General features: G+C 70.5%; 29 protein-coding genes. 15 read left to right on the top strand and 14 right to left on the bottom strand.

The genetic code is table 11. The annotated features are described in order from the left end of the window. Positions 1-30: 30 nt before the first annotated feature. The gene (locus C3942_RS18030) at positions 31-1,008 is read right to left on the bottom strand and encodes a GlxA family transcriptional regulator (RefSeq protein WP_104231760.1); all 978 of its coding nucleotides are present in this window, start codon (positions 1,006-1,008) and stop codon (positions 31-33) included. 104 nt (positions 1,009-1,112) lie between these two features. Between C3942_RS18030 and C3942_RS18035 the strand changes: the two genes are divergently transcribed. Both C3942_RS18035 and C3942_RS18040 read left to right on the top strand, forming a co-directional pair. Then, positions 1,113-1,946: a dienelactone hydrolase family protein gene (locus C3942_RS18035; RefSeq protein ID WP_104231761.1), complete on the top strand. Its 834-nt coding sequence runs from the start codon at positions 1,113-1,115 to the stop codon at positions 1,944-1,946. Continuing rightward, on the top strand, positions 1,943-2,344 hold the full coding sequence (locus C3942_RS18040; RefSeq protein WP_104231762.1) for a hypothetical protein: 402 nt from the start codon (positions 1,943-1,945) through the stop codon (positions 2,342-2,344). The genes C3942_RS18035 and C3942_RS18040 overlap by 4 nt, the downstream gene beginning before the upstream one ends. Positions 2,345-2,397: 53 nt before the next feature. Here C3942_RS18040 and C3942_RS18045 read toward each other — a convergent pair whose 3' ends face one another. Together C3942_RS18045 and C3942_RS18050 are read right to left on the bottom strand one after the other, a co-directional pair. Next, positions 2,398-3,549 (bottom strand): acyl-CoA dehydrogenase family protein, encoded by a 1,152-nt coding sequence (locus C3942_RS18045; protein WP_104231763.1) that lies wholly within the window; start codon positions 3,547-3,549, stop codon positions 2,398-2,400. Positions 3,550-3,770: 221 nt separating this feature from the next. After that, positions 3,771-4,988, bottom strand: coding sequence for an MFS transporter (locus tag C3942_RS18050; protein WP_104231764.1), 1,218 nt, complete (start codon positions 4,986-4,988; stop codon positions 3,771-3,773). A gap of 119 nt (positions 4,989-5,107) precedes the next feature. Here C3942_RS18050 and C3942_RS18055 point away from each other — a divergent pair, with 119 nt between their 5' ends. After that, entirely contained in the window at positions 5,108-5,887 is a 780-nt protein-coding gene (locus tag C3942_RS18055) for an AraC family transcriptional regulator (RefSeq protein WP_104231765.1), read from the top strand. Positions 5,888-5,940: 53 nt separating this feature from the next. Here the strand turns inward: C3942_RS18055 and C3942_RS18060 are convergent, their stop codons facing one another. Both C3942_RS18060 and C3942_RS18065 read right to left on the bottom strand, forming a co-directional pair. Continuing rightward, a complete protein-coding gene (locus tag C3942_RS18060) occupies positions 5,941-6,285 on the bottom strand; it encodes a HopJ type III effector protein (protein WP_104231766.1) in 345 nt (114 codons plus the stop codon). Positions 6,286-6,322: 37 nt separating this feature from the next. Continuing rightward, the gene (locus tag C3942_RS18065; protein WP_104231767.1) at positions 6,323-6,907 is read right to left on the bottom strand and encodes an L-2-amino-thiazoline-4-carboxylic acid hydrolase; all 585 of its coding nucleotides are present in this window, start codon (positions 6,905-6,907) and stop codon (positions 6,323-6,325) included. A 75-nt stretch (positions 6,908-6,982) separates the two neighbouring features. On the opposite strand from C3942_RS18065, the gene C3942_RS18070 reads away from it, so the two are divergent. After that, positions 6,983-7,330: a hypothetical protein gene (locus C3942_RS18070; protein ID WP_104231768.1), complete on the top strand. Its 348-nt coding sequence runs from the start codon at positions 6,983-6,985 to the stop codon at positions 7,328-7,330. 56 nt (positions 7,331-7,386) lie between these two features. After that, positions 7,387-7,734 carry a cupin domain-containing protein gene (locus C3942_RS18075; protein ID WP_104231769.1) on the top strand — a complete coding sequence of 116 codons (348 nt, stop codon included), beginning with the start codon at positions 7,387-7,389 and terminating at the stop codon, positions 7,732-7,734. Between the two features lie 186 nt (positions 7,735-7,920). Here the strand turns inward: C3942_RS18075 and C3942_RS18080 are convergent, their stop codons facing one another. Both C3942_RS18080 and C3942_RS18085 read right to left on the bottom strand, forming a co-directional pair. Then, positions 7,921-8,346, bottom strand: a complete 426-nt coding sequence (locus C3942_RS18080) for a YqaA family protein (protein WP_104231770.1) — start codon at positions 8,344-8,346, stop codon at positions 7,921-7,923. After that, the gene (locus C3942_RS18085; RefSeq protein ID WP_104231771.1) at positions 8,343-8,792 is read right to left on the bottom strand and encodes an MOSC domain-containing protein; all 450 of its coding nucleotides are present in this window, start codon (positions 8,790-8,792) and stop codon (positions 8,343-8,345) included. Before C3942_RS18085 ends, C3942_RS18080 begins: the two co-directional genes overlap by 4 nt. Positions 8,793-8,929: 137 nt before the next feature. On the opposite strand from C3942_RS18085, the gene C3942_RS18090 reads away from it, so the two are divergent. After that, a complete protein-coding gene (locus C3942_RS18090; protein ID WP_104231772.1) occupies positions 8,930-9,277 on the top strand; it encodes a hypothetical protein in 348 nt (115 codons plus the stop codon). A 28-nt stretch (positions 9,278-9,305) separates the two neighbouring features. Further along, entirely contained in the window at positions 9,306-10,154 is an 849-nt protein-coding gene (locus tag C3942_RS18095) for a YihY/virulence factor BrkB family protein (protein WP_104231773.1), read from the top strand. Here the strand turns inward: C3942_RS18095 and C3942_RS22410 are convergent. Next, positions 10,151-10,765, bottom strand: coding sequence for a hypothetical protein (locus C3942_RS22410; protein WP_165797523.1), 615 nt, complete (start codon positions 10,763-10,765; stop codon positions 10,151-10,153). The genes C3942_RS18095 and C3942_RS22410 overlap by 4 nt on opposite strands. A 195-nt stretch (positions 10,766-10,960) precedes the next feature. Between C3942_RS22410 and C3942_RS22415 the strand changes: the two genes are divergently transcribed. Then, a complete protein-coding gene (locus C3942_RS22415; RefSeq protein ID WP_165797524.1) occupies positions 10,961-11,791 on the top strand; it encodes an HDOD domain-containing protein in 831 nt (276 codons plus the stop codon). 63 nt (positions 11,792-11,854) lie between these two features. Next, a complete protein-coding gene (locus tag C3942_RS18105) occupies positions 11,855-12,847 on the top strand; it encodes a sensor domain-containing diguanylate cyclase (protein ID WP_104231775.1) in 993 nt (330 codons plus the stop codon). Positions 12,848-12,862: 15 nt separating this feature from the next. On the opposite strand, the gene C3942_RS18110 is transcribed toward C3942_RS18105, so the two are convergent. Continuing rightward, entirely contained in the window at positions 12,863-13,471 is a 609-nt protein-coding gene (locus C3942_RS18110) for a cytochrome b family protein (protein ID WP_104231776.1), read from the bottom strand. A gap of 156 nt (positions 13,472-13,627) precedes the next feature. Here C3942_RS18110 and C3942_RS18115 point away from each other — a divergent pair, with 156 nt between their 5' ends. Both C3942_RS18115 and C3942_RS18120 read left to right on the top strand, forming a co-directional pair. Continuing rightward, positions 13,628-14,413: an aspartyl/asparaginyl beta-hydroxylase domain-containing protein gene (locus tag C3942_RS18115; protein WP_104231777.1), complete on the top strand. Its 786-nt coding sequence runs from the start codon at positions 13,628-13,630 to the stop codon at positions 14,411-14,413. 84 nt (positions 14,414-14,497) lie between these two features. Then, positions 14,498-14,914, top strand: a complete 417-nt coding sequence (locus tag C3942_RS18120) for a hypothetical protein (protein ID WP_133164354.1) — start codon at positions 14,498-14,500, stop codon at positions 14,912-14,914. A gap of 12 nt (positions 14,915-14,926) precedes the next feature. Here C3942_RS18120 and C3942_RS18125 read toward each other — a convergent pair whose 3' ends face one another. From C3942_RS18125 to C3942_RS18135, 3 genes are all read right to left on the bottom strand, one after another. After that, positions 14,927-15,820 (bottom strand): class I SAM-dependent methyltransferase, encoded by an 894-nt coding sequence (locus C3942_RS18125; RefSeq protein WP_165797525.1) that lies wholly within the window; start codon positions 15,818-15,820, stop codon positions 14,927-14,929. 88 nt (positions 15,821-15,908) lie between these two features. Continuing rightward, positions 15,909-16,415: a hypothetical protein gene (locus C3942_RS18130; protein ID WP_133164355.1), complete on the bottom strand. Its 507-nt coding sequence runs from the start codon at positions 16,413-16,415 to the stop codon at positions 15,909-15,911. A 248-nt stretch (positions 16,416-16,663) separates the two neighbouring features. Then, positions 16,664-16,861: a hypothetical protein gene (locus C3942_RS18135; RefSeq protein WP_104231781.1), complete on the bottom strand. Its 198-nt coding sequence runs from the start codon at positions 16,859-16,861 to the stop codon at positions 16,664-16,666. A 146-nt stretch (positions 16,862-17,007) separates the two neighbouring features. Here C3942_RS18135 and C3942_RS18140 point away from each other — a divergent pair, with 146 nt between their 5' ends. Further along, positions 17,008-17,724 (top strand): hypothetical protein, encoded by a 717-nt coding sequence (locus C3942_RS18140; RefSeq protein WP_104231782.1) that lies wholly within the window; start codon positions 17,008-17,010, stop codon positions 17,722-17,724. A 15-nt stretch (positions 17,725-17,739) separates the two neighbouring features. Here the strand turns inward: C3942_RS18140 and C3942_RS18145 are convergent, their stop codons facing one another. Beyond that, positions 17,740-20,565 carry a penicillin acylase family protein gene (locus C3942_RS18145; protein WP_165797526.1) on the bottom strand — a complete coding sequence of 942 codons (2,826 nt, stop codon included), beginning with the start codon at positions 20,563-20,565 and terminating at the stop codon, positions 17,740-17,742. A gap of 154 nt (positions 20,566-20,719) precedes the next feature. On the opposite strand from C3942_RS18145, the gene C3942_RS18150 reads away from it, so the two are divergent. Together C3942_RS18150 and C3942_RS18155 are read left to right on the top strand one after the other, a co-directional pair. Further along, entirely contained in the window at positions 20,720-21,361 is a 642-nt protein-coding gene (locus C3942_RS18150) for an FABP family protein (RefSeq protein WP_104231784.1), read from the top strand. An 82-nt stretch (positions 21,362-21,443) separates the two neighbouring features. Further along, complete coding sequence (locus tag C3942_RS18155; RefSeq protein WP_104231785.1) at positions 21,444-21,791, top strand: zinc ribbon domain-containing protein YjdM; 348 nt, start codon at positions 21,444-21,446, stop codon at positions 21,789-21,791. 45 nt (positions 21,792-21,836) lie between these two features. On the opposite strand, the gene C3942_RS18160 is transcribed toward C3942_RS18155, so the two are convergent. Then, entirely contained in the window at positions 21,837-22,442 is a 606-nt protein-coding gene (locus tag C3942_RS18160) for a type 1 glutamine amidotransferase domain-containing protein (RefSeq protein WP_104231855.1), read from the bottom strand. A 141-nt stretch (positions 22,443-22,583) separates the two neighbouring features. On the opposite strand from C3942_RS18160, the gene C3942_RS18165 reads away from it, so the two are divergent. Continuing rightward, positions 22,584-23,387, top strand: a complete 804-nt coding sequence (locus C3942_RS18165; protein WP_104231786.1) for an enoyl-CoA hydratase/isomerase family protein — start codon at positions 22,584-22,586, stop codon at positions 23,385-23,387. Positions 23,388-23,414: the final 27 nt, after the last annotated feature.

Here is a 23,414-nt window from a genome sequence, read left to right on the forward strand (position 1 = left end):
CTTGGACCGCGCGCTCGCCGGAAGTTCGCGTCAGGCCGCCACCAGGTTGCGGTAGCGGCTGGGATTGGCACCGGCGATCTTCTTCATCAAGCGGCGCAGGGCCGTGGCGTCCTGGTAGCCCACCGCCTCGGCGACCTGCTCCACGCTCATGCGGCTGCCTTCCAGCAGCGCGCGGGCGCGGCGCAGGCGCACGCCCTGCACCAGCGCCAGGGTGCTCTTGCCGGTGGCGCGGCGGACGTGGCGCGACAGCGAGCGTTCCGACATGCAGAACTCGCCCGCCAGCTCGGCGACGCTGGGCGGATGCGGCAGGGCCTTCTCGACGCGCGCGGCCAGCCGGGCGACCAGGCCGTCGCCACTGGCCAGCAGTTCCGGCACGATGAAGGGCGCCTGCGCCTGGCGGCCGTCGATCAGCAGGGCGCGGCAGACGGCATCCGCCAGCGCGGCGCCGCAGCGCTGGCGCAGCAGGTGCAGCATCAGGTCGGTCTGCGCGAAGGCGGCGCCGGCGGTGGTGACGGGGCCGTCCGCGCAGACCATGCGGTCCGCATCCACGGTACAGCGCGGCTCCAGTTCCTGCAGCAGCGGCGCCAGCCACCAGGTGGTGGTCGCGCGGCGCCCGTCCAGCAGGCCCGCGGCCTGCAGCACGAAGACCGACGAGCAGGATGCCGCCACCGCGCCGCCGGACCCGGCGTGCCTCCAGAGGGCATCGGCGATCCGCCGCACGTCGCCCTGGGCCAGGCGCTCCTCCAGGAGGCGCGGAGCATCCATGCCCAGGCCGGGCAGCACCCAGGTGGAGCGGTCGTCGCGGGCGCGCGGCGGCAGGCGCGCGGTCTCGATGCTGAGACCGCCCTGCAGCCGCACGATGCCGCCTTCCAGCGAGCAGAAGCGCCAGCGGGGCGCTGGCACGCGGGCGCGGGCCGCGACGGCGTCCGCGGTCGCCAGGATGTCCCGCGTCAGCGCCACGCTGCTGGCGTAAGCGCCTTCCAGCACCAGGACGGTGAAATCATGCATGGCGGATTCGGCCTTAAAAGAGTCTTATCGGACACTGTCATTCTGGCCCCGCCGGCGCTGCAATACAAACCGGCCGACCAGCCCCGGCCGCACAGGGAGACCGGATGAGCCAGGCACGCAGGATGGACGTGGACGATCCGCTGGACGACTTCGAGCGCCGTCCGGTCACGCTGGAGGGCGTGGAGAAGGCCGTGCATGTCGCCGGCAGCGGTCCGGCGGTGATCGTGATGACGGAGATGCCGGGGATCAGCCCGCAGGTGGCGCGCTTCGCCCGCTGGGTGTGCGACGCCGGCTTCACGGTGTACATGCCCTCGCTGTTCGGACGCGACGGCGCGGTGCCCGGCGCCGAGGAAGGCGTGGCGGTGTTCCGCCGCACCTGCATCAGCGCCGAGTTCCGCGGCCTGGCGGCGGGCGGCAGCCCGGTGACGCGCTGGCTGCGTGCACTGGCGCGGCTGGCGCACGGCGAATGCGGCGGACCGGGTGTCGGCGCCATCGGCATGTGCTTCACCGGCAACTTCGCACTGTCGCTGATGCTGGAACCGGCCACCGTGGCGCCGGTGGTCTGCCAGCCCTCGATGCCGATGGACACGCCCGCCGCGCTCGACATCCCGGCGGAGGACCTGGCGCAGGTGCGGGAGCGGCTGGAACGCGAGGACCTGACGGTGATGGCCTATCGCTTCGCCGGCGACCGGCATTGCCGCGCCGAGCGCTTCGCGGCCCTGGGCGAGGCGCTGGGACCGCGCTTCGTGCCCCGCGTGCTGCCGGACGGCGCCGCGCACCCCGAGCCGCCGCCCTTCTTCGCCAGGATCGTGGCCAGCCCGCACAGCGTGGTGACGGCACACCTGATCGATGAAGCCGGGCAACCCACCGTGGCCGCCCGTGACGAGATCCTGGACTTCTTCCGCCTGCGCCTGCAGCGGGCCGGAGCCCGCGCGTGAGCACCGTGATCCGCCTGCTGTGGGTCAAGATCATCGGCACGGCCCTGGCGGCGGCGCTGCCGATGCTGCTGACGCCCGCCAGCGTGTACGAGTGGCTGGGCTTTCCGCCACAGCCGACGATGCTGTTCCTGCGGCTGTACGGGCTCTCCACGCTGGCGCTGCTGGCGGGCTACTACGGAGGGATCGAACAGGCACGGCGCGGGGAGCTTCCGCGCGGCGTGCTGCGAATGGGGCTGGTGAGCAACGGCGGCCAGGGCCTGATGCTGGGGGCCGCCGGCATCGCCGGCACCTATGCCAGTTGGGGTGGCCTGGCGCAGGCGCTGATGTGGGGCCTTTGCCTGTTCATCCTGGGCATCGCGCTGGCGATCGCACTGCTGCTGCGACGGCCCCGGGGGTAGGACAAGAAAAGGGGCGGATCGCTCCGCCCCTTCATTCTTTGCCGCCCGGACGCTCAGCGCCCGACCAGCGAGCGCGCGATCACTTCCTTCATGATCTCGTTGGTGCCGCCATAGATGCGCTGCACGCGCGCGTCGGTCCAGTAGCGCGAGATCGGGTACTCGGCCATGTAGCCGTAGCCGCCGAAGAGCTGCAGGCAGGCATCCACCACGCGGCCTTCCATCTCGCTGCTGGCGAGCTTGAGCACGGCGGCGGTGGGCACGTCGAGCTTGCCCTCTTCGTACAGGCGGCAGCACTTCTCGTAGAAGGCGCGCGTGGTCTCGATGTCGGTCTTGACCTTCGCCAGCTCGAAGCGGGTGTTCTGGAAGCTGGCCACCGTCTGGCCGAAGGCCTTGCGGCTGGTGACGTACTCGATGGTGCGCTGCAGGGCGCCCTCGGCATGCGCCACGGCGGCCACGGCCAGCATCAGGCGCTCGCGCGGCAGTTCGTCGATCAGGTGGCCGAAGCCGCCGCCCAGGCGGCCCAGCACGGCGTCGGGCCCGAGGCGGACGTCGTCGAAGAACAGCTCGGAGGTGTCGGCGGCATGCATGCCGATCTTTTCCAGGTTGCGGCCGCGGCGGAAGCCGGGCTGGCCGGTGTCCACCAGGAACAGGGTCATGCCCTTGGCGCCGGCCTTCGCATCGGTCTTGGCGGCGACGATCACCACGCCGGCATGCTGTCCGTTGGTGATGAAGGTCTTGGAACCGTTGAGGCGCCAGCCGTCGCCATCGGGCACGGCGCTGGTGCGGATGGCCTGCAGGTCGGAGCCGGTGCCGGGCTCGGTCATGGCCAGCGCGCCGAAGCATTGGCCGCGGGCCATGCGCGGCAGGTACTTCTGCTTCTGCGCCTCCGTGCCCAGGTGCAGGATGTAGGGCGCGACGATGTCGGAGTGCATCATCATGTTGGAGGTCAGCGACATGTAGCCCAGCCGCGCGCTCTCCTCGGCGATGGCGAAGGAGAAGGCCAGCGGCGCGGCGCTGCCGCCGTACTCCTCCGGCAGGTCCACGCAGAGCAGCCCGGCGGCACCGAGCTTGTCGTAGAGCTCGCGCGGCACGATGCCGGCCTTCTCCCACTTCTCGTAGTGGGGCTCCACCTCGTCGGCGAGGAAGCGGGTGACGGTGTCGCGCCAGGAGGCGAGCTCGGCGCTGTTGGAGTCTGCGAAGGCCATGGTCGGAGCGGGGGGATGGTCAATGAATGACCGGCATCCTAGGGCGCGGCTGGTGAGCCTGCCTCACCGTTTCGGGTGACTCGGCAGGCCTTGGCGCTGCCCGATGGCGTCGCCTGTGCCGGATCACGGGCGGCCAGCAGGGATTGCCGCCCGCACTTCGGCAGGCTCCGTGCGAGCGGCAACCGGACCCGGCAGTGAATTCCCGCTCGCCCGGATGCTGCTCAGCCGCGAGCCTCCCGCGTGTCCGGCAGCAGCACCGTCAGCAGGCCGATGGCCGGCAGGAACGCGCAGACCTGGTAGACGAAGCCGATGCTGGTGGCGTCGGCCAGCAGGCCCAGCACGGCGGCGCCGACGCCACCCATGCCGAAGGCGAAGCCGAAGAACAGGCCGGCCACGGTGCCGGTGCGGCCCGGCAGCAGCTCCTGCGCGTAGACCACGATGGCCGGGAAGGCGGAGGCCAGCACGAAGCCGATGGGCACGCTCAGCACGCTGGTCCAGAACAGGCTGGCATGCGGCAGCAGCAGGCTGAAGGGCAGCACGCCCAGGATCGACACCCAGATGATCGGCTTGCGGCCGAAGCGGTCGCCCAGCGGGCCGCCCGCCAGCGTGCCGGCGGCCACCGCGCCCAGGAACAGGAACAAGTGCAGCTGCGCCGCCTGCACCGACACGCCGAAACGCTCGATCAGGTAGAAGGTGTAGTAGCTGGTGATGCTGGCCATGTAGAAGAACTTGGAGAAGATCAGCGCCAGCAGCACGCCCACGGCCAGGATCACGCGGCCGGGCGGCAGCGGCGCCAGGGCCACGGCGGCCTGGGCGGCGCGCGGCTTCAGGCGCGCATAGCCGTGGCGGACGGTCCACAGGCCCACGTTCCACAGCAGCAGCATGCCCAGCAGCGCGAACAGCGAGAACCAGGCAACGCTGTGCTGGCCCCAGGGCAGCACGATGAAGGCGGCCAGCAGCGGGCCGATGGCCGAGCCGGCATTGCCGCCCACCTGGAACAGCGACTGCGCCAGGCCGTGCTTGCCGCCCGAGGCCATGCGCGCCACGCGCGAGGATTCCGGATGGAACACCGAGGAGCCGGTCCCCACCAGCGCCGCCGCCACCAGCAGCGCGGCGAAGCCGCTGGCGTAGGCCAGGCCCAGCAGGCCCACCAGCGTGAAGCCCATGCCCACTACCAGCGAGTAGGGCTGCGGCTTGCGGTCGGTGTAGTGGCCGATCATCGGCTGCAGCAGCGAGGCGGTGACCTGGTAGACGAAGGTGAGCATGCCGATCTGGCCGAACGTGAGACCGTGCGAGTCCTTCAGGATCGGATAGATCGAGGGCAGCAGCGACTGCATCATGTCGTTGAGCAGATGGCAGAAGCTGATCGCGGCGATGATGCCGAAGGCGGTGCCTTCGGCAGAGGGCTGCGCCGGCGGCGCGGCGGCGATGTCACGCATGGAAAACTCCGTATCGGGCCGGAAGCAGGAGCACTCCCGACGATGGCGCGGCAGATTACGCGCTATGATCTGTCCCGCTTGCGTGCATGGGCACGCTTTCATCGAGATCGGGCCAACAGATGTGGGATGTCCATTACCTGCCGCTGTACGACAAGGTGGCCAGCGCCGTGGTGGCGATCGGCAACCGCTACGCGGCGGGCCACGTGGTGCAGCCGCATTCGCACCGGCGCTCGCAGCTGCTGTACGGCGCCACCGGGGTGATGATGGTGGTGACCGAGCATGGCGCCTGGGTGGTGCCGCCGGAGCAGGCGGTGTGGCTGCCCGCCGGCGAGGTGCACAGCGTGCACATGACCATGGGCCCGATGGAGACGCACAGCGCCTTCGTCTGGCCGGATGCGATTCCGGGCCTGCCGGACCGCTGCCAGGTGCTGGGCATGTCGCCGCTCTTGCGCGAGCTGCTGCGCGAGTCCATCGACATACCGCTGGAATACGATCCGCAGGGCCGCGACGGACTGCTGATGGCCTTGCTGCAGCAGGAGATGACGCGGCTGCCGGTGCTGCCGCTGTCCCTGCCCTTCCCGCGCGACCAGCGCCTGGCGAAGCGCTGCCGGCAACTGCTGGACCAGCCGACGCCGCACGACAGCATCGACCAGTGGGCGGAGTCGATGGACATGAGCCGCCGCGCCTTCACGCGGCTGTTCCGCGAGCAGACCGGCATGAGCTTCGCGGCGTGGCGGCAGCAGGCCTGCCTGTTCGCGGCACTGCCGCGGCTGGCGGCGGGAGAGGCGGTGACGACCGTGGCGCTGGACCTGGGCTACGACAGCCCGGCCGCCTTCACCAGCATGTTCCGCCGCGCGCTGGGCGCGCCGCCGAGCCGGTATTTCGGTCTGCGGAGCTGAAGGGAATCCAGCCGTGCCTGGGCAGGCCCGGCACGAACGGATTCCCGGCCCGCTCAGAGCGGCTTCAGGGCCTCGCCGGCGAAGGACACGCCGGCCCAGCCGCTGCGCATGAAGTTGCGGATGTTCTGGTGGTCCGCGGCGTCCGGGTGCTGCAGCACGTCCTCGCGGTAGTAGCGCCCGAAGCAGGCCAGCGTCTCGGCCTCGCTGAAACCCTGCAGCCTGGCGAAGGAGAAGATCTTGCAGGAGCCGCCGTTCTGGCCGGCGGCATTCTCCACCTCGCCGTTGCGGAAGGCGGTGGGCGTGTAGGCATACGTCGCCTCGATGGCGGCGATGGTGTCGGCGAACTCCAGGGTGTCGGGGGATTCGCGCAGTTTCTGCAGGAAGGACGGCAGGCTCATGTCGGGCTTCGGGTGGAAAAGCGGCGGATTCTAAGCTCTAAGGCGGGTGGAAGCGGAAGTCACAGAGCGGATGGCCGCCGGCGATGGTGCGCTCGCGGCTCAGCGTCACGCCCCAGTCGCGCGCCATCAGGAAATCCAGGCTGCAGGCGGCATGGTGCGTGAGCTGCGGCAGGCCCTGGGCCTTGAAGTAATCCGCCAGCGGACACGAGGTGACCTCGAAGCTGACGTTCGCGCCGTCGGCCACCCGACGGCGCCGGAAGGGACGCGTGAACAGCAGCGCGAACAGAAGGTCGGTCACCAGGCGCACGCGCGGCAGGGGCTCGATGCCGCGCAGGCGCGAGATGCTGAAGGCCACGCCGATGCCCGGGCCGAAGATGCTCCAGTTGACGTCGCGCACGGCCTGCCCCGCGGCCTGCGGCTCCATGCCGGACTCGCGGAGCGCCTGGTACAGCGCGCGGCTCCAGGCCATGTAGCGCAGCATCAGCGCCAGGCCCGGCAGGCCCACGCGCGGCGGCGATGCCAGGCCGCGATGGATCGCGGCTGTCCGGGGCCAGTGTGCGGCGGCGGGGCCGGAAAGGACCGCGCGGCGGTAGGCCAGCCCGGGAAGGAGGATCAGCAGCATGCGGCAATTCTATGACGATCCCGGCGGACGGCACTCGGGTATGCTGCCCCCCGTTCACGCGCGGAGGTCGCTGCCATGCCCCGGAAGTCCGAAACCATCGTGCTCCGCGAAGGGGACAGCGCCACGCCTTCCGCCGCGGTGCTGCAGGACGAGACGCACTGCATGCACGCGCACTTCGATGCGGACCGGCACTGCATCAACCTGGACTTCTCCTCGCGCGAGGCCCTGAGGGACTTTGCACTGGCACTGCTGCAGGAGGCCAGCTTCGGCACCAGCGGACAGATGGAGTTCTACCCGCTGCGGATGCCCGGACGCAAGGAAATGGTGGTCAACGGCGTGCGGCTGACGGAGGGCAGTTCGCGGCTCTTCGTGTTCTACGACGAGCGCAGGATCACGGCGCAGACGCGGGGGCCTGCTCCGTAAATCCGCGATTCAGGCGCGCTGCGCTATCAAGCTCCGGGTTCAAGGAGCACGACGCCATGCCCAGCCAGCACAAGGTACTGCGTTTCAGGAAGGGATTCCGTGTCGCCATCCGCAATGCCCGTGCGGAAGCGGCGGAGATGGTGATTCCGCCGGGAGATGCCGAAGGCGACGAGAACAACCGCCATCGCGGCGCCGACCAATGGCTCTACGTGGTCAGCGGCAGCGGCAAGGCGCGGGTGGGTGAGCGGACCCTGCGGCTCAAGGCCGGATCGCTGCTGCTGATCGAGCACGGCGATACGCACGAGATCCGCAATACCGGACGCACGCTGCTGCGGACCCTGAATTTCTACGCGCCGCCCGCTTACGGCCCGAAGGGCCGGACGCTGCCGCCCGGCAAGCGCTAGGGAACTTCTGAAAAAGTCCGTTCCTGCCGAGCCTGTCGAAGCATGGGCGGACCTTCTCCAAAGGCCAGTCCATTCGTTACCGCATACCCTTCGACGGGCTCAGGGCGAACGGCAACTTTTTCAGAGCTTCCCTAGGGCCTGTTAACACTACGGCCGTCGCTGCGACGGCCGTAGTGTTAACAGGCCCTAGAGCGTCAGCGCCGCCAGCACCAGATAGCGCCCCAGCTTGGCCACCGTGACCAGCAGCAGGAACACCGGCAGCGGCTCGCGCAGCATGCCCGCCGCCACGGTGAGCGGATCCCCGATGACGGGCACCCAGCTCAGCAGCAGGGACCAGCGTCCGTAACGGCGGTACCAGCCTTGCGCGCGCTCCAGCATCGGCCCCTGCCGCGGCGCCCAGCGCGAGGAGGCCCCAGCCAGGCCGCGGCCCAGCAGCCAGTTGACGCCCGAACCCAGCACGTTGCCGGCCGTGGCCACCAGCAGCAGTGTCCAGGGCGCATAGCCGGCCAGCAGCAGGCCCACCAGCACAGCCTCGGACTGCGCCGGCAGGATCGTGGCGGCGAGGAACGCGGAGAGAAAGAGGCCGGCGTGCGCGGCAAGGCCGGCGCTCACGACAAGGCCACCACCGCATCGCCCCGCTTCAGGACGCCACCCTTGACGATGCGGCAGCGCAGGCCACCGCGATGCACGAAGAAGCGGACGGCCTCGACCTGCGTGCGCTGGCCGAACAGCGCACAGGGCTCGCAGAGTTCCACCCCTTCCAGCTCCAGTTCGCCGACGCGGAACCGCCGGCCGCGGAGTTCGTTGAGCCGCACCCCGCGGGTGACGAGGTTGCGGCGCGGTTCGTGCGGGGCCATGGCCTGGCCGCTGGCCTCGGCATAGGCCTCGATGCTTTCCAGCTCGATCAGCGTGAGCTGGCCGTCCGGCGCCTGCCGGTGGGCTTCGTCGGCATAGCGGTCGCCACGCAGGCCGCGTCCCGCGATGGCCTCGGCCTGCGCCAGTTCCACCATCGGCGCGCCAGGCGCCGGGGCGATGAAGATATGCCGGAGGGTTCCCATGAAGCCGGCATCCTAGCGCCCCGACCCGCGGTCGTTAAGTTGGAGTTCAGCGGAACCGGCCGACAGTGCAGGCCTGCGGCACCGGCGCCAGGGATGGCGGTGATCCGGGCCGCCCGCCTGACCCCTGGGAGTTTTTCATGGACGAAAACCCGACCCTCGCGCTGTGCCAGGAACTCTACCGCTTCGCCAAGGCCGAGCCGGGCGCGGGAGCGCCGACCTTGCTGCGTGCGGCGGCGATCTGCCGGCAGATCTACGAGCGCCAGCCGAACCTGGCCCTGCTCAAGCACCTGCGGCGGCTGCAGGCGCTGATGGCGGACTGGACGGCGGCGGAAGGCTGGATGAACTACGGCCATGGACCCATCGTGCTGCGCGGCGAGCTGGTGGAGACGATTTCCGTCATCGCCGAAGCGGCCGGTCCGCGGCGTGCGCCTGCGGTGCCGACGCTGCAGCGTCCGGTCGCGGTAGGCGGCGCGCTGCACCGTTAGACGGCATCCGGCAGCGCCGGCCAGTCCCATGCGGGAACCGGCGCGGCGATGGCTTGGCGCCCTCAAGGAGGCCGGCGGCCGCTGGAGCGCGGACCGCAGCGCCACCCAGGCGGCGGCCTTGGCTTTCTATACCGCGTTCTCGCTGGCTCCGACCCTGGTGATCGTCATCGCCGTGGCCGGCGCGGTGCTCGGGCGGGAGGCGGCCGAAGGCCGGCTGTACGCGGAGATCGCGGGACTGATGGGCCGTGATGGCGCCTCGATCATCCAGACCATGGTCTCCAATGCCTGGAGGACCGGCAACTCCGGCGCCGTGGCGCTGGCCTCGCTCGGCGCCATCGTGCTGGGAGCCTCCGCCACGTTCTCGCAGCTGCGCATGGCGCTGAACCAGGTCTGGAGCATCCGCGAGCCGGATGCCCCGCTGCTGCAGGACCTGTTGTCGCTGCTGCGCGCCCGGCTGCTGTCCTTCGGCCTGGTGATGGGACTGGGCTTCCTGCTGCTGGTGCTGCTGGTGGCGGATGCCGCGCTGGGCATTGTGCTGGACCTGCTCCGGGCCGGCGGCTCCTACGGGGCGCTGGCCGTCCTGCGCACGCTGGTCGCGCTGGCCCTGATGACGCTCGCCTTCGCCGTGCTGATGCGGGAACTGCCGGACATCCGGCCGTCCTGGCACGGCGTGCTGCGCGGCGCCTTCGTTGCGGCGCTGCTGTTCTCGTTGGGCAAGCGGGTGTTCGGCCTCTACCTGGCCCGGGCCGGCACGGCCGACTCCTTCGGCGCCGCCGGCTCGCTGGCCGTGATCCTGATGTGGCTGTACTTCTCGGCCGCGGTGTTCCTGTTCGGCGCGCAGATGGCGGCGGCGCTGGAGCGCGGGACTACGCGCTAGCGGCGCCGGCAGGCCTGGTAGAAGGCGTTGAGGTCCTTCTCGTGGGCCGGGTTCTCCGGGCCGTCGTCCATGCTCAGCTCGTGGATGCGCGGGAGTGGCGCCTGCCCGCAGCCCTCGCTGCACTCATGGGTGTAGCGCACGGCGCCGTCACGCACGGCCTGCTGGCTGCGCCGCCCGAACACGGTCTCGATCTTCCCGGCCCCCTGGCGGCGGTAGCAGGCGATCCCGGAGATGTGGGCGCCCTGGAGCACCGCCTCCGCCCTGCCCTTCCGGCCACCCTTGGGCCTGGCGGGCGGCGCGGGCTCTCGCGTGGCGATGCTGCAGTAGACGGCGGTCGCCTGGTTCCGGCTTCCCGCGGTGGGAGCGCCCCGGGCCGGGTCCCACTGGTCCACGGCGATCGCCATGGCCTGCTCGCCGCCCGCGTCCAGGGCCAGTTCGTCGACCAGGGCCCAGTCCAGGGAAAGGTCGTTGCGGCTGAAGTCCGCCGCCCGGGACAGCTGCCAGAAACGGCACTGTCCGGGATCGGGGGACACGAGCACCACCTGGTCGTCCCAGGCGGCATGGCAGGGCCACGCCAGCAGCAGGGCTGCCGCGGCGAACAGTCCACGCATGATCCATCTCCCCGAAACTCTTGTTGTTGTCTTGCGGCCGGAAAGGCGCCCATAGGCTCCATCGCCGCGGCGATACCGTCAAGATGGGCCGACGCTGTCTGGATGCACAGGCCCTGGATAAAAAACCCCCGGTCCCTCAAGCCGCGGCAGAAACCGCCGCTATCCCTCCGGATAGCCCTGAATCCGGAGATGCCCATGGCCATTGCCGACGCGCAAAGCCTGCTGGACCACGTCAACAACCTGCCCACCGTGCCCAAGGCGATCCGGGACCTGATGGTGGAGTTCGACAAGCCGGAAACGGACGTGGATCGCGTGGCTCGGCTGGTGGGCGCGGACCCGGTGCTGTCGGCCAAGCTGCTGCGCCTGGCGAATTCCGCCTTCTACCACCGGCCGGCGACGGTCACGCGGCTGCAGGACGCGGTGGTCTTCGTGGGCAGCCATGCGACACGCAACCTGGTGATGTCGGTGGGCCTGTCCGGCGCCATCCGCTTTCCCGCGCAGTTTCCGGCGCAGGCCTTCTGGCGCTACAGCCTGCATTCGGCCGTGGCGGCCAGGCACCTGGCGCGGGCCACGCGCGCCGACGCCGAGACGGCCTTCGCCGTGGGCCTGATGCGGGCCCTGGGCGAGCCGCTGGCAGCCAGCGTGATGCGCGAGGAAATGGCGGCGCTGGACTCGCTCTGTCCGTTCTACGACGAGGGGCGCACCGGCACCGAGCGCAGCCGGCTGGGCTTCACCTACGTGGACGTGACGGCGGCGCTGGCCGAACGCTGGAACTTCCCGCCGCCCATGGTGGCGGCGCTGCGCGAGTCCCAGGGCGCTCCGGAAGGCCGGGAGGCGAAACTGGGCCCGCTGGTGGCGCTGGGAGCCTGGGTGGCCGGCGAATTCGAATGGCGCCGCAGCCCGCCTTCGCAGCTGCCGGTGGTGGTGGCGGCGCGCCTGCGCTCGCTGGACCTGGAGGATGCCGCCCTGCACGACATGCCCTCGCTGCCGCATATGGCGGCGGGCCTGGAAGCCCTGGTGCACTGAGGGCGGGGAGCGGCGGCAGCCGTTGCCCGCGGGTCCGCGGCTGTGCCATAAATCCAAGAAGACATGGAAGAACAACTGCTCAACCGCCTGGCGGAATCGGTTTCCGGCGCCAACGACCTGGAAAGCCTGACCCGCCCGCTGCTGGAACTGCTCGAAACCATCACCGGCATGGAGTCGACCTACCTGACCACGGTCGATGAAGCCCATGGCGTGCAGCATGTGCTCTACGCGCGCAACACGCGCCAGATGCAGATTCCGGAGGGCCTGGATGTGCCCTGGGGCGACACGCTGTGCAAGCGCGCGCTCGACGAGGGGCGCTGCTACACCGACAACGTCGCGGAGTGCTGGGGCGACTCGGATGCGGCGCGCGCCCTGGGTATCCGCACCTACCTGAGCCAGCCGGTGCGCCAGCTCGACGGGCAGCTCTACGGCACGCTCTGCGCCGCCAGCGCCTCCACGGTGGCGGTGGCACCGGAGACGGTGAAGGTGCTGGGCATGTTCGCGCGGCTGATCTCGCACCAGATGGAACGCGAGCGGCTGGTGGACAGGCTGCGCCGCAGCAACGCGGAGCTGGCCAGCCACGCGCTGGTGGACCCGCTGACGGGCGTGGCCAACCGGCGCGCCCTGGTGCAGGAGCTGCAGCGCCGCCTGGGACAGGCCCAGCGCGAGGGCACGACGCTGCAGGTGGCCTTCATCGACCTGGACGGCTTCAAGACGATCAACGACCGGCACGGCCACGAGACGGGCGACCGCTTCCTGTCGCAGGTCGCGAGGCGGCTGGCCGACGGCATCCGCGTCAGCGACCTGGTGGCCCGCTACGGCGGCGACGAGTTCGTGGTGGTGGCGCCCACGGCGGCCGGCGGCGACCTGCAGGGACGGTTGCAGGAGCTGATCCGCGGACGCTACGTCAGCGCCGGCGTGCCGATCGACTACGCGGGCGCCAGCATCGGCGTGGTGGGCTCTCAGCCGGGCGAGTCCGATCCCGAGGGTTTGCTGAAGCGCGCCGACGCGAAGATGTACGAGGTCAAGCGGGAACGCCGGGCGACCCGGCACTGAACCGGCGCCATGTTCCTAGGCGGCCGCGGCCCCGCCGCCGCGGCGCGCCCACAGGCGCAGGCCCATCACGCCCAGCAGCAGCGCCGCGCCCAGCGCATAAGCGCTGCCCTGTGGTACGCGCTTGGCGAAGGACAGCAGGAAGATCAGCCACACGTAGTGTGCGCCCACCGTGTGCAGCAGCTTCCAGCGGCGCGCACCCAGCCAGGCCACCATGCGGTCGAAGGAGGTGGCGGCCATGGCGAGGATGAAGACGTAGGCCAGGCCGGCGACGATACGGTTGGCCAGCGGCGAGATCTCGCCGAACTCCGACGGATCGATGCGCGCGAAGGCGACGATGGCGGCCAGGTGGATGGCATGCGAAGCGGCGAAGGACACGCCGAGGTAGCGGCGGTTGCGCAGCAGCCAGGCGGTGAAGCCGCCCGGCCACAGCCGCCGCAGCGCGGAAGCCGAGAAGGCCAGCGCGAACAGCAGCAGCGAGCTGCGGGCCGTGGCGCGGATCACCATGCGCACGCCTTCCTCTCCCGGCTGCAATGCCAGCATGGCGGCGCTCATCGCCGTCAACGCCGCCGTGATCAGCCAGAACAGCGGCCAGCCCTGCAGCCTTCCCCCCGAAGCCTCGCCCATGACGGTCCCTCCCCGGACTCGCAGCAGCCGCCACAGGTTAGCGCCGGAGCGGGTTCGCCAGAAGCGGATGGGTCAAAGTTCTCCACCGCGCCGGCCTTCAGCCGCGATTCAGGCGCCGGCGCCGAAGCTGGCCCCTCGAGCCGCGAAGGAACCGTCATGGATGACACCCAGGTCCGGCACTCCGCCGATCCCGCGCTGCGTACGCGGGCGCAGACCCTCGTGCCGCCCCGCACGCGGCTGGGAGCGTTCGGCTACCGGCTTCAGGCCTGGCTGGAAAGCGGCGTGGCGCGCGTCTCGCGGCAGGGTGATCCGGCGGTCTACGACAACGCGGACTTTCCCTGGGTGGCGGCCCTGCAGGCACGGGCGCCCGGCATCCGCCGGGAGCTGGAGGCGGTGATGTCGGGGGCGCAGGAGCTGCCGAACTTCCAGGATATCCTGGAGGAAGTGCGCACCATCCAGCGGGACTGCCGCTGGAAGACCTTCTTCCTCGCCGCGCCCGGCATGGACTGCCGCCGGAACGCCGCGCGCTGCCCGGCGACGATGGCGGCGCTCCGCGGGGTGCCGGGCCTGCGCACGGCCTTCTTCAGCATCCTGGCCCCGGGCAAGCACATCCCGCCGCATCGCGGCGCCTACAACGGCGTGCTGCGCCTGCACCTGGCGCTGCAGGTGCCGGAGCCCGCCGAGCGCTGCTCGATCCGGGTCGGGGATCGCATCTGCCATTGGCGCGAAGGCGAGGCGCTGATCTTCGACGACAGCTTCAATCACGAGGTCTGGAACGACACCGGCGGCCAGCGCGCGGTGCTGTTCGTGGACTTCGCGCGCCCGCTCCATCCGCCCTGGCACTGGCTCAACGAACGCCTGCTGGACCTGGCGGCGTTCACGCCGTTCATGCGGCGCGCGGCGCGGCGGCAGCGGGCCTGGCAAAAATCGCAGCAGCGCTGACGGCGGCGACCCCGCGGCGCACTGGCATGCCGCCGGTTTCGCGCGCAGTATGTCGCTGCGCGGATGCGCCTGCCGGAGCCCTACGTGAACCACGATCCTGCCCCCAACATCCTCCAGTACACCGCCGCCGCGGTGTACGTCACTCTCTGCATCATTGCCCTGGCGGTGGCGGGCGCGGGAGCCCCTTCGGCCCTCGAGCGCTTCGGCGTCGGCCTGTTCTGCTCGCTGGTCATCGGCTGCAGCGCGACCTGCTGGCGGCAGCTGCGCCATCAGGGGCCTGCGGCCGTGCCGGGCTCCCTGCCCAACAAGGTTCTCGTGCTCCTCCTCTACTGCAGCATCGGAATCATCGCGCTGCCGCTGGCGCTCGGGCATTCGGTGGGAGCCTTCCATCTCCACGCATCGCTGGGCATCTCGCTCGGCGGGTACGTCTATCTCCGCTGCATGGGACCGGTCCTGGAGTGGATCGACACCCGGGCGCTGGTGCGCGCCGCGGCGGCCTGATTTCGCGCAGGCCTACACCACGCCCCGCATCATCTGCGTCATCGGCGGCGACTGCAGCCCGTCGCGGCGCTGGCTGAAGTAGCGCGCCTGGGCCGCCGCGACGTCCAGGCTCTCCAGGCTGGAGTAGCCCAGGCCGCGCAGGCGCTCCGACAGCGCGGCGGGATCGAAGCCGTCGTGGGCAGCGGACTCGTGGCGTGCCGCGACGCCAGCCTTCAGCACCGCGCCGATGCGTCGCCCGGTCTCGCCCACCAGCGATTCCTGCAGCCCATAGCTGAAGACCACGGCGCTGCCCGGCGCGAGGGCAGCCAGGCCGCGCAGTGTTCCGTACACGGCGGCTTCGCTCAGGTAGCTGGTGACGCCAAGCCAGGAGAAGAAGGCACGTTCACCCGGACGGAAGGCGCTGCCGGCCAGGGCCTGCAGCGGCGTCCGGCGCTCGAGGTCGGCCGGGACGAAGTGCAGCGAGCGCGGCAGCGCGAGGCCGAGCTGCTGCAGGCGCTGGCGCTTCCAATCCTGCGTCGCCGGCAGGTCCAGCTCGAAGATGTCGAGCCGCGCGGCGAGGTCGGGCCGGCGCAGCGCGAAGGAATCCAGGCCGGCGCCGAGCATCACGTACTGGCGCAAGCCCTGCGCCATGGCGCGTTCGAGTTCGTCCTCGGCATAGCGGTTGCGCAGCAGGATGGTGGCGCGCAGGTCGCGCAGGATCACCGCGGCGAAGTCCTCGTCGCTGCGCTGGGCGAACTCCGCCTGCAGCCTGGCCACGGCACCGCGCAGGGCCCCCTCGCCGGACAGGCCGGACAGGGGCAGCGCCAGCGGGTCCTCCAGCAGCCAGGGCGCCTGGTCCAGCAGCAGGTGCGCGGCACGCATCATGGCGGCGCCGAGGGCGGTGGAACTCGGGCGGGTGTCGGACATGAGGTTTCCCGGGCGGGTGCTCCCGCACAGCCTAGGGCCCGCGCCACCGCTGCGGTATCGTCCGAAGCGGTGACCGTTGCCGCCGCCCTCAGCGCCGGTGCAGGCCCAGTTGCGCGAGCAGGCGCTGCGGCATGAACAGGCGCAGGGCATGGACCGCCACCTGGGCGTCGGGCAGCAGCATCGCGGCGAGCAGCAGCGGCCGTCCGTCACTGCCGTGGAAGCGGTACCAGCCGCGCTCGTAGGACACCTGCCGGACGTTTTCCCAGCGCAGCTGCCGGCGGCGGAAACCCGTCAGGCCCAGGAAGGATTGCGACAGGCCCTCGCCGTCGATCTCGATGGAGGCGAGGCTGCGGATCTGCGCCGACAGGGCGAAGAAGGCCGCGGCCAGGATCAGGCCACTGGCGACGGCGAAGCCGTGGCTCCAGCCGAGGCGGTCGAACTGGCTCAGCAATCCGGCCAGGATCAGCAGCGGTGGAACCAGGCTGACGCCCGTCAGCAGCAGGCGTCGCCAGGCCTGGATGCGCAAACGCGCCGGCAGTTCCAGATCGGCTTCGATGTGCTGCATCCCGTTGCTGGCCTGCAAACGCTCTGGCACGGCGAACTCCCTGTTCCCTGTCGATGGGGAAGTGTGCTGAGAATGGCTCGCGTTCTTGTAGTAGACAAAAACTACTTCCCGCCTGCGGCAGTGTGCGTCAGTTCTCAGGACAACACTGCCGGCTCGGGGAATGGCGGAGACGGTGTAGGACGTCGCCGACAATCATCGGTGGTTCAGGCATCGGTCCGCCGCCGCGCGAAGTCGGCGGGCATGAAATGCAGACCGGCCGGCGAGGCGATGCCCACCTGCTAGTCCTTGTCCCGGCGCCACGCGAACTCCTGCTGCAGGCGGGACAGTGCACCACGCAGGGCGCCTCCTCCAGGCAGGCCAGGCAGCCGCAGCGCGAAACGATCCTCCAGCGCCCAGGGGGCCTCATCCAGCAACAGATGCGTTGCGCGCAGCGTGGCGGCGCCGATGGCAGCGGAACTTGGATGGAATCCGGACATGCGATCCTGCTCGATCCGGCCAGCTCCGAGCTTTGGAAAGACCACGCAGAGCAAGCTCCGCCCCAGCGAATACGAGGCCGGCGGTCCCGTCGAGCGCGCTAAGATGGCGGGATGCCCTTCCGCCACCGCCATCCCTGGAGGTTCGCATGATCTCTCGCCGGTTCAGGATTGCCACCCTGCTTCTCGTCGTCACGCTGGCCAGCTGCGCCAGCACACCGGAAGCACCCGTCCCTTCCGCCAGCCGGGTCGGCGTGGTTTCCCTGCTCGGCGACACGCTCCACACGGTGTTCGTCGGCGCCACCGTGTTCACCAACGAAAACCGCGATGCGCCGGTTCCCGACTGGGGTCTGGATGATCAGGGTCGCGAGCATCTGCTGTCCGCCCTGCGCCAGCGCGGATACACCGCCGGCCCGATCAAGCTGGGCGCTGGCGGCGTGGAGGCGCGCTACCAGCGGGACTCCGGCCCGCGGGCCGAATATGCCGGCCTCGACGTCGCAGCGCTGCGGGAGATGGGGCGGCAGCAGGGCTACACCATGCTGGTCGTGCTCAGCCGCGCCACGCCGGGCGCCGGCGATCCGCATGCCAGCCATATGATCCCCGGCTACGGCATCTATCGCCGCAGCGTGTTCGGCGCCAAGTTCTCCTGTACCTATACGCTCGCCGATGTGCTGCGCATCGACGTGGCCAGCGGCGAAGTCGTCAGGCGTGGCCTGCTGCCCTGCAAAGGCTGGGAATCCGGCATGCCGGAGTTCCAGCAGGACTATCTCCGCTATTCGCCCAGTGAGCGCGAAATCCTGCGCGGCAAGTTCTCGCAGCGCCTGCAGGAGCGGCTGGACGAAGCCTTCGGGCGGATCGGCCTTTAGGCCTCGGCCGCCCTTCTAGGGCTTCTCGTAGCCCACGCGGTGCACCCAGGAACCGCGATCCTCGTAAGGCATGGTCACGCAGCTCGTACCCGGGATCGTGTCGGAGCCCGGCCCGATCACGCCGGACAGCGAACAGATTTCCGAGCGCGGATGGATGCGCGTGCACTTGGGCAGGTCGGCCACGGCCAGCGGCATGCCGCCGTTGTACTGCGCGGCCAGCGCCGCCATGGCGCGGTCCAGCGCCGCCAGCATCACCGCATCGCGCCCGCGGCCGCCGGTGTAGTCGCGGCGCAGCGCAAGCCCCGAGCTTTCCGGCTTCAGCACGCGCAGCACGAGGTTGTCCATCACGCTCTGGTCGAAGACGTGGCTGCCGACGCCGGCGACGCGGCCGTAGACCGTCAGGCCGGCCTCGGCATCCGGGTTGTTCGGATCGGGGTCCGGCACGCCGGTGTCGAGGATGTTGTCGCGCAGGCCGCCGAACAGCTCGTCGCGCAGACCGGTGACGATCTCGCCGAACAGGGTCTGCGGCACGCCGTCGCGCGCGTCCGCCGACTCCACGTCCTGCGTCGGACCGAAGGCGTCGCCGTTCCAGGCCAGCACCTGGTCGAGTACGGCCTTCTGCGCGTCGCTGAGCTGCGCGGCGGCGGTGCTGCGGAAGCTGGCCAGCAGCGGCAGGTACTCGCGCGCGCGGTGGTCGCGGATGCCGTGGTGACGGTCGATGCCGCGCAGGTCCGCGTAGCTCCAGTCGCTGCGCGTGGCGAGCAGTTCCAGGATGCTGGTGACGCGCTGGCCGGCGCCGCCAGGGCGCGAGGTGCTGCCCAGGCCCTCGCCGTCGAGCCAGCCGAAGGCGGGCTTGTTGTTCCAGTTGGCGAGATAGCCCTGGGGCGGGTCCACCACCTGGGGCAGTTCGGAGAAGGCGAGGTTGGCGCCGAAGTCGTAGGCGCCGGTGCCGGGCGTCGGCAGGCGCATGTCGGTGTCCGGATGGCGGCGCGGGAACAGGCCGGGATGGAAGTAGGCGATGTGGCCGTCGCGCGTGGCGACGGTGACGTTTTCGTTCCAGGTGACCTTGGCGGTGGCGGCCTTGAACTCGGCGAAGCTCCTGGCGCGGGACCATTGGGTGACTCCCTCGATGGTCTCGATCTCGCGGCCGGCCATGGCGTACTGGACGCTGCGCGCCAGCCCCGCCGCGTCGTCGCGCGCCACGATGGGACCATGGACGCTGCGGCAGATGCGGGCCGGCGCGCTGAGGATCGCCGGACCCGCGGGAATGCCCTGCGCCGCGGCGCGGTAGCGCACGGTTTCGTCGCGGCAACTCAGGTCCTTCCACTGGCCGTCGTGGAAGTACTGGTCGGCCTTGCAGGTGCCGGCGGCCTGCTGCGCGGTGGAGCAGGTGGTCTCGATGAAGGAGTCGATGGTCTTGCTGTAGCCGGTAGTCAGGCCCCAGGCGGCATGCTCGCTGTAGCCGATGCCCACCGCCGGCAGCAGCGGCACCGAGGAGCCGCGCGAGTGGTAGTCGCCGGCATGCAGCTCGAATTCCACCAGCAGCGTCGGGTAGGTGTAGCCGAGCTGCGGGCCGCTGACCATCAGCGTGCCGCCGTCGCGGGTGCGCGAGGGCGCCAGCGCGTAGGCCATGCTGCCGCCGTGCAGGTGGGCGCGCAGCTCCTGCAGGGAGGCGATCACCTTGCGGGTGACGGCACGGGCGGCGGCGGCCTTGTTCTTCTGCGCCGCCGTGAGCTTCGCCGGCCTGGCGCCGGCCTTCGGATACACCACCTTGCCGGAGGCGCCGAGGCCGCCGGGCAGGCTCGGCGGCGCCAGCGGCAGCGCGCAGGGAAAGGGCGTGGCGGCATGCCCGGTGCCCGGCCCCTTCCACAGCGTCTCGGGCAGCGTCAGCGCCCAGTCGGCCATCTGGCGGAACACGGCCTCGCGGCCGGCGGCGGGTTCGGCCTGGTTGGAGAAGGTGCCCGAGCCGCGCGGCACGGTGGTGACGGCCTTGGGATCTTCCAGCCAGGTCATGTCCTGGAAGGCCTTGTAGGCCTCGTCGCGGGAGCCGTACTCGGCTTCCAGCTGCCGCAGCATGCGGATGTTGAGGAACTCGTTGCCGCCCTCGCTGGCGACGAAGCGCGTGATGTAGACGCCGGCGGCCAGCACGTCGCGCACGGTGAACTCGGCCGGCAGCGTGGTCAGCAGTGCGTACTCGGCCGGCAGCAGTGCCGGGTTGGCCAGGGCCTGCTCGCGCCAGGCGTTGGCTCCGTCGACGTAGCCCAGCACCGCGTCCTTCGAATCCTGCGAGCCGGCCTCGAACATCGCCTGGTACTCGGCATCGGTGTAGGTGAGGGTGCGCTGCTGGATGTCGGCCGGCACGCTGCCGCAGCCGGTCAGCTCGGAGAAGTTGCCCACGCCCATGCGGCGCACGGCGTCCATCAGGAACAGGCGGTCCTGCGCCACGGCGTAGCCCACGCCATACCAGCCGTCGCGCACGTTGCCGGCGTAGACGATCGGCACGCCGTAGGCATCGCGATAGATCTCCACGCCCTGCCTGGGCACCAACGGGGTGCCCGGCCGGGTGCCGAGAACCCCGGGCTTGGCGTCGAAGCTCCAGTACAGCAGGCGCTGGTCGTCGACATGTTCGCCGTAGTCGCCGGGGTTGCCGGTGAGCAGGCCGCGCAACTGGCCGGCCAGGGAGACGAAGCCGGACTGGCCGGGCGGCAGGGCCGTCTCGGCCTTGAGCACCAGATCGGCCGGCGGGGTGGCCGGGCCGCCGCCGTCGCTGCGCTCGTCGGACCGGCTGCAGCCGGCCAGCAGGAGCACGGCCGCTGCGGCCACCAGCAGGGGGGTCTTCATGGTCTCCTCCATGGCGCCCTGGGGCGCTTATCGTTCTGGGGTCAGTGTAGCGAAGCCCGCGGAGGCTGCCTGCCGGGAAGATTCACCTACAGCGGCGGGCCAGCGGCAGCAGGCATAATCGCGCCCGCCATCCAGAACGACCCAGAGCGCATCCATGAGTGATTTCCCGTCCGACATCTACACCGAACCCTCCGATATCGATGTCGACACCCTGAAGAACCTCGGCCCCCTGGCCGGCCTCGCCGGCATCTGGGAGGGCACGCGCGGGCTCGACGTGAAACCCAAGGCCGACGGCCCGCGCAAGCAGGCCTATGTCGAGCGCATCGAGCTGCAGCCCATCGACCCGGCCACCAATGGCCCCCAGCTGATGTACGGCCTGCGCTACCACACCTTCATCACCAAGCCGAACAACGTGAAGACCTACCATGACCAGGTCGGCTACTGGCTGTGGGAGCCGGCCACCGGCGGCATCATCCATACGCTGACGATCCCGCGCGGCCAGGTGGTGATGGCGTATGGCCAGGCCAGCGCCGACGCGAAGAGCTTCGAGGTGGTGGCCACGGCGGACTCGGTGTCCTTCGGCATCCGCTCCGCTCCCTTCCTGGAGCACGCCTTCCGCACGGTGGAGTTCCGCATGAAGGTGACGATCAACGACGACGGCAGCTGGTCCTACGACGAGGATACGGTGATGATGATCAAGGGCCAGTCCGAGCCCTTCCACCACACCGACCGCAACACGCTGGCCCGCATCGCCGAGCCCACGCCCAACCCGCTGGCACTGGCGGCGCGCGGCTGAACCCGCGGATGCAGGAAGGGGCCGCCGGGGCCCCTTTCCGCTCGAGCTGCCTTAGAATCGCGCCCCCACCCGGAGGACTGCCATGACCGAGCTGCCGCCCTGCCCTGCCTGCCGGCAGGAGAACACCTATCCCGATGGCGGGCTGCTGATCTGCCCGGACTGCGGGCACGAGTGGTCTGCCGATGCGCCCGCCCAGGCCGTGGTGGACGACGATGATCGCCTGGTGGTGAAGGACGCGCACGGCAACCTTCTGGCCGACGGCGACAGCGTGGTGCTGGTCAAGGACCTGCGGCTCAAGGGCTCCTCCACCGTGATCAAGGGCGGCACCAAGATCCGCGGCATCCGCCTGGTGTCGGGTGACCACGAGGTGGACTGCAAGGTCGACGGCATGAGCATCATGCTGAAGGCGCAGTACCTGAAGAAGGCCTGAGGCCCGCCGGCGGAAAGGGCGGGCGGCGCCTGCCCTTCCACGCGGTCAGTGGCGCGCCGCGCGCGGCTCCTGCTTGCCGGCCCTGATCTTCGCCGGGTCGCGTTCGTGCGGCCCCTCGGCGATCTCCTCGATCATCTTGCGGCAGAACGCCGGCAGGTCGTCCGGCTTGCGGCTGGTGACCAGGCCCTGGTCGGTCACCACGGCCTCGTCCACCCAGCGTGCGCCGGCGTTGATCAGGTCGGTGCGCAGCGAGGGCCAGGACGTGAGCTGGCGGCCTTTCACCGCGCCGGCCTCGATCAGCGTCCAGGGGCCATGGCAGATCGCGGCGATGGGCTTCCTGGCGTCGGCGAAGTCCTTCACGAACTGCACGGCGCTACGGTTGGCGCGCAGGTGGTCGGGATTCATGACGCCGCCCGGCAGCACCAGGGCGTCGTAGTCGTCGGCGTCGGCAGACGCCAGCTCGATGTCGACGTCGATCTCCTGGCCCCAGTCGGTGTGCTGCCAGCCGCGGATCCTTCCCGATTTCGGCGAGATGACGTCGGCGCGGGCACCGGCCTCGCGCAGCGCCTTGAGCGGTTCCAGCAGTTCCGATTGCTCGAACCCGTCTGTGGCGAGAATGGCCACACGCTTGCCTTCCAGTCTTGCGGACATGATGCCCTCCATGGCTTGTGTCGCAGGGGTGATTGCGACCCGGCCGCGAACGGCGAAGTTCCCCTACCCGGTATGCAGGAGTTGGCCCGTTCGCAACCGTGCTGTAATCGGCCCGGGACCATGCAGTTTGCGGGGAGAACCATGAGCGAGTACCGCACGATCACCGTGGAGGCGCGCGGCGCCGTCGAGATCCTGAGCCTGGACCGGCCGGAGGCACTCAATGTCCTCACCCCCGAGGCGATCGACGAACTGGCGGACTATTACAACGGCCTGCATCGCCGCAGCGCGGTGCGCGTGACGATCCTGCGCGCGAACGGCCGCGCCTTCTGCGCCGGTGCCGACCTGGGCTCCCAGGCCTTCGCCGAGGGCGGCAGCGGACGGGCGCACCGGCAGACGGAGATCCAGCAGCGCTATGCCCGCGTGATCCGCCTGATGCGCAGCTGCCCGCAGCCGGTGATCTGCCTGGTGCAGGGGGCCGCCTGCGGCGCGGGCTTCTCGCTGCTGCTGGCCGCGGACATCCGCTATGCCTCGCCGGAGGCGAAGATGAACGCGGCCTACCTGCGCATCGGCCTGGGCGGCTGCGACCTGGGCTCCGGCTACCTGCTGCCGCGCCTGGTAGGCCTGGCCGCCGCCTCGGAGTTCCTGCTCAGCGGCCGCTTCATCGATGCGCCGCGCGCCCTGCGCATGGGCCTGGTCGGCGAGGTGGTGCCGGCAGAGCAGTTGCTGGACACCGCGCTGGCGATGGCCGCCGACATGCTGCGCGCCTCGCCGCTGGGACTGCGCATGACCAAGGAAACGCTCAATGTCCTGATCGACGCGCCGAGCCTGGAGGCCGCGCTGATGATCGAGAACCGCCAGCAGATCATCCTGACGGAGACGGCGGATCACCGGGAGGCGGTGGCGGCGTTCCGGGAGCGGCGGGAGCCGCGGTACGAGGAGCGGTAGGCGGCGTTCGTTTCCGTTGCGCTAAGC

It is taken from the genome of Solimonas fluminis (assembly GCF_002930645.1).
Lineage (GTDB): Bacteria > Pseudomonadota > Gammaproteobacteria > Nevskiales > Nevskiaceae > Solimonas_A > Solimonas_A fluminis.